Below are 4,150 nucleotides of genomic sequence, written 5' to 3' on the forward strand. Positions count from 1 at the left end.
TATAGATAAGGCCTCATAAAGTATGAACTTTTTCTGGTTTTTGTAATCGAATGATCATGGAAAAAGAAAGCGCAAGAACGCAAACTCTGGAGCAGCTTCACGAACGACGCAAGCAAGTCGTAAGGTTGTACAAAAAAGGCATCAAGATCATGCAAGTCGTCGCAATGACGGGCTTGAGCTATCCGACAGTACGAGCGGCTATAGATCTGTTTGAAGCTGGTGGTTGGAGCGCGATCCGACCGGCGGTTCGTGGGCGCGCCAGAGGTGATGGTCGGGTGCTCAGTGCGGCGCAAGAGGACACCATCCAACGCATGATCATTGACAAGCGCCCCGAGCAACTCAAGATGGACTTTCATCTATGGAGCCGCGCCGCAGTGGGCCAGCTCATTGAACAGGAGTTTGGCATCAAGTTGCAAGTGCGCAGCATCGGCAAGTACCTCACGCGTTGGGGCTTTACGCCTCAAAAGCCAATCAAACGTGCGTATGAACAAAGCCCTGCTGCGGTGCAAGCCTGGCTAGAGGGTGAGTACCCCGGAATCGAGCAGCGCGCCAGAGCAGAAGGGGCTGAAATGCACTGGGGTGACGAGACCGCGTTGGTGAACACCGATGTGCGCGGCAGGAGCTACGCGCCAGCGGGGAAAACGCCGGTAGCCATGGCCATTGGCGGCACCCGTCAGAAGCTCTCGATGATCGCCACGGTGACCAACCAGGGCAAGACACGTTGGATGATCATTGACGAAGCATTTGACGCTGAAAAGCTCATCGAATTTTTGCAGGCCTTGATCAAAGATGCGGGGAAAAAAGTCTTCCTGATTCTGGATAACTTGCGTGTGCATCACAGCAAACTGGTGAAGGCTTGGGTGGCCGATCGCAAGGACCAGATTGAGCTCTTTTACCTACCCAGCTACAGCCCGCAACTCAACCCAGAGGAGCGCCTCAACGCGGATTTGAAGCAAGAGATGGGCAAGCGTGTCCCGGTCCGAACCAAGACCAAGTTACGTGAAGCGGCCAACGATCACATGACGATGCTCGAGCAAAACCCTGAACGCGTTATGAGCTACTTCCAGGATCGGCGGGTGCGCTATGCGGCTTAAGACTTCACAGGGCCGAATCAATAGGGCGATATTCTCTCCAGCGTGGATCTCGCTTAAGCCGACGTTGACGGCCTATGGAGAGGCGTCCTTGGCCCACGCTCACATGTTCCTGAAAGCATTTGGGTACGCCATGCCGGGCTGGAGCTGCTTGAGAGGTGGTACTTGACGCGGCCTTCGTAGCGGGTTGCTGCGGCGCCGGTGAGGCGTTCTACCGAGCCAAGGTGTAGGCTCGTAAATGATTTGTTGCTGGGAGTTGCCGTGCTTCGGCTGCCAACTCAGCCTGGACAACGCCACCCGAAGCATGCAGGGCGTCTAGTACTGCGCACCGGCGCCTGCCGGTCAGGTTGGCAAGGCTTCCTCAATGGAGCGCACCACCTGCAGCAGGCGGGGGCGTACCTCGTCCAGCAGAAACTGAGGCGACAATTTGTAGGAAGGGCCGCCCACGTTAACCGCCATGATGGGCAGGCCGTTGCCCGGATCGAACGCGCGGGCCACGCCGTTGACTTCTTTGTTCCAGTCGCCAAACGAGCAGGTGATACCCAGTGTTTGGTAGTCCTCAAGCGCCTTTTCCACGCCCGTCTTGACGCTATGCCAAGCGAGGTGGTCAAGCTCACGAATCTGTTCCATCGCCTCTAGGCGCTCGTCCCGCGATACGGCAGCGAGCCAAGCGCGGCCCATGGCCGACGTGGACAGCGGCATGCGAGAACCCACGTCGAGTGTGAGTGTCAGGGCCGCTGAGCTACGGCAGTTTTCCACGTAAATCATGGACAGCTTGTCACGTACTCCCAGCGACACCGAAGCGCCCGAGAATTCTGCTAGCTCCTGCATCATGGGCCGTGCGATTTTGCGCACATCGAGCTTGTTGAGTAGGGCGCTTCCGAGCGCCAAACAGGCCGTACCGAGGCGATAGCGGCCACTTTCCTGCACATGGATAAGGTAGCCCAGTTTGGTCAGCGTCATGGTCAAGCGCGACACGGTAGATTTAGGCAGCTTGCAGCGCTGAGCCAGTTCCTGGTTGCTCAGGGTGATTTCACCGTGGCGAAAACAGGACAACACTTCAAGACCCCGCGCAAGCGCGGTCACGAAATGCCGATCTTCCTTGGGTTTTCGGGCTTGTACGTTTAGGGTGAGGGCGCGCGCGACGCCAGCTTGCTCCCCTTCGGACCTCGACTCGATGTCACTGACTTGGTCTGCGCTCAAAATGGAACTCCGTTGTGCAAATGAAGCGTTGGACTTTATCCGCATTCGAACGCTTTCGGATTGTGCTGGCAATGCGGGTAAACCACAAGTGAAGCTCAGTCGGGAGTCGTTTGATCCTAGTACGTGGAGATCAATTCAGGCACGGCCACAACCACGTCAGCCTCAAGTGCGTATTCGACCACGGAGAAGATGTTGGCTTATGAAGTTTTGTTGATCCCCACGATCATCCTGGAGTCTGACATGCCGGCCAAGTGCATCGTGGCTCCCGAAATGCCGCCGGCGATGTAGAGCCGAGGCGCCACGACCTTGCTGGTCTGTCCCACCTGCCCGTCGTTGGGCGCATAACCCGCATCCACGGCTGCGGAATTGTTAATCAGCGCGGCAGCGAGATTGTCGGCCAAAGGCCGTTCTATCTTCGATGAACGTTCGCTTGAGCTCAGCGTCCGACCACCGAAAGCAATGACTTTGGTGGCGGTCAGGTCGGGGAGGTCGCTTTTGGCGATCTCGTTGCCTAGGAACGGGAGTCGGCCACGAAGTACCAAAGAGCGAAGATGGAGTGGTGGTTGGCCATTCGCCCGGCATGATGACGAGCTACCACGGCGAGCCGGAGAAAACCCGAGAGGCCGAGTGGTTCGACGTCGAAGGCAAGCGGTTCATCCGCACGGGTGACGTCGGCCGCTTAGACGCTGACGGCTTTCTGGTGCTCATGGATCGCCGCAAAGACATAATCATCAGCGGCGGTTTCAATGTGTATCCCAGTGACCGCGACGCCTCGCTGCGCCAGCACCCAGCCGTGGCCGGCGTGCCTTCCGAACAATGGGGCGAGACACCGGCGACCTTTGTGGTCCGCCACCCGAGTACGTTGGTGACCGAGCCTGAACGGATGGTCTGACAAAACGAACGTTCAGGCAAGACTCAGCGCCCATCGACGCTTCACTTCGTGGACGAACTGCCACGCAACGCCATCGGCAAGGTGCTCAAACCGGCATTGCGCGAGCACTACACCGCTCAGACTCCCCGAGTCCTCTTTACAAAATCCTCATCTCCTCCCAACGCGTGGCGGATTACAACTTCAGGGTCAGCCAATTCATTGCGCTCGCCCTTGGTCAGGTTGGACTGGTCGTCTTTGGCGAATAGTGTCAACAAATACAAGGACAAGGGCATCAACTCGTCATGAAAGTAATAGATGACGCGAACGCCACCACTTTTGCCCTGTCCACCACTGCCCCAGCGTAGTTTTCGGGTGCTCTGCCAAATGCAGAATGATGTCTTGCCGCTGGGATTCAGTCAGCAGCTTGTTGGCGGCGTGAGTGAACTCTGGCAATTCGGCGACGGTCAGCATGAGCGTAATTGCAATCCATTGCGAAGGCTAGGCGGATACCACCCGCAGCGAACCCGATGCGGCCATGGCATCAAACATGACTCCCAGCGGTGGCGTTGTGTCCCTGAATCTGCACCACGACTCCGGAGGGGGTTTCCAGCCACTCGGTGAGGCTGGAGAACGAGCGGCGCAAGCCGTGCAAGTTCAGACCTTGCAGGCCCGCGTGTGCGGGTTGTTGGGTTCGGTCAGGCACCCGGTCGCGCTGGCGGGGCTTGAGAAAATCCATTCCTTGCGGCGCGGCAGGGCACCTTGCCGTACGAGAGTGGCTGGATAGGACTTATCAATCCATTGGTGTGCCAAAATGCGCGAACAGCGTGCTTTAACCAATTTCCAAGTGCCGTTTGCCTTGAAAGTAAATGCGGCGGTGTAGCCGCTTTTCCCTCTTCCGACCCAAGATTTAACAATGAGTAACACCAATCAGTGTCGTCCAAATCGAATTTCTTGTTGACTATCGAGTGGGAATTGGGATGTGGCT

At 57.2% G+C, this 4,150-nt stretch carries 3 protein-coding genes and 3 pseudogenes; 2 read left to right on the plus strand and 4 right to left on the minus strand.

Annotated features, from left to right (window positions below; genetic code table 11):
* The first annotated feature begins 56 nt into the window (after window positions 1–56).
* On the plus strand, window positions 57–1,094 hold the full coding sequence (locus tag GZ093_RS20380) for an IS630 family transposase (RefSeq protein ID WP_296489525.1): 1,038 nt from the start codon (window positions 57–59) through the stop codon (window positions 1,092–1,094).
* Between the two features lie 339 nt (window positions 1,095–1,433).
* On the opposite strand, the gene GZ093_RS20385 is transcribed toward GZ093_RS20380, so the two are convergent.
* Entirely contained in the window at window positions 1,434–2,177 is a 744-nt protein-coding gene (locus GZ093_RS20385; protein ID WP_296489528.1) for an IclR family transcriptional regulator, read from the minus strand.
* A 233-nt stretch (window positions 2,178–2,410) separates the two neighbouring features.
* A pseudogene (locus tag GZ093_RS20390) lies at window positions 2,411–2,824 on the minus strand (FAD-binding protein); the annotation flags it as partial.
* A 20-nt stretch (window positions 2,825–2,844) separates the two neighbouring features.
* Here GZ093_RS20390 and GZ093_RS20395 point away from each other — a divergent pair.
* A pseudogene (locus GZ093_RS20395) lies at window positions 2,845–3,297 on the plus strand (4-coumarate--CoA ligase); the annotation flags it as partial.
* Between the two features lie 168 nt (window positions 3,298–3,465).
* On the opposite strand, the gene GZ093_RS20400 reads toward GZ093_RS20395, so the two are convergent.
* Both GZ093_RS20400 and GZ093_RS20405 read right to left on the minus strand, forming a co-directional pair.
* On the minus strand, window positions 3,466–3,636 hold the full coding sequence (locus GZ093_RS20400) for a hypothetical protein (protein ID WP_296489527.1): 171 nt from the start codon (window positions 3,634–3,636) through the stop codon (window positions 3,466–3,468).
* Window positions 3,637–3,663: 27 nt separating this feature from the next.
* Window positions 3,664–3,921 (minus strand): annotated as a pseudogene (locus tag GZ093_RS20405) (preprotein translocase); the annotation flags it as partial.
* Between the last annotated feature and the right edge of the window lie 229 nt (window positions 3,922–4,150).

The sequence above is a fragment of the Rhodoferax sp. genome (assembly GCF_010365055.1).
Classification (GTDB): domain Bacteria; phylum Pseudomonadota; class Gammaproteobacteria; order Burkholderiales; family Burkholderiaceae_C; genus Rhodoferax.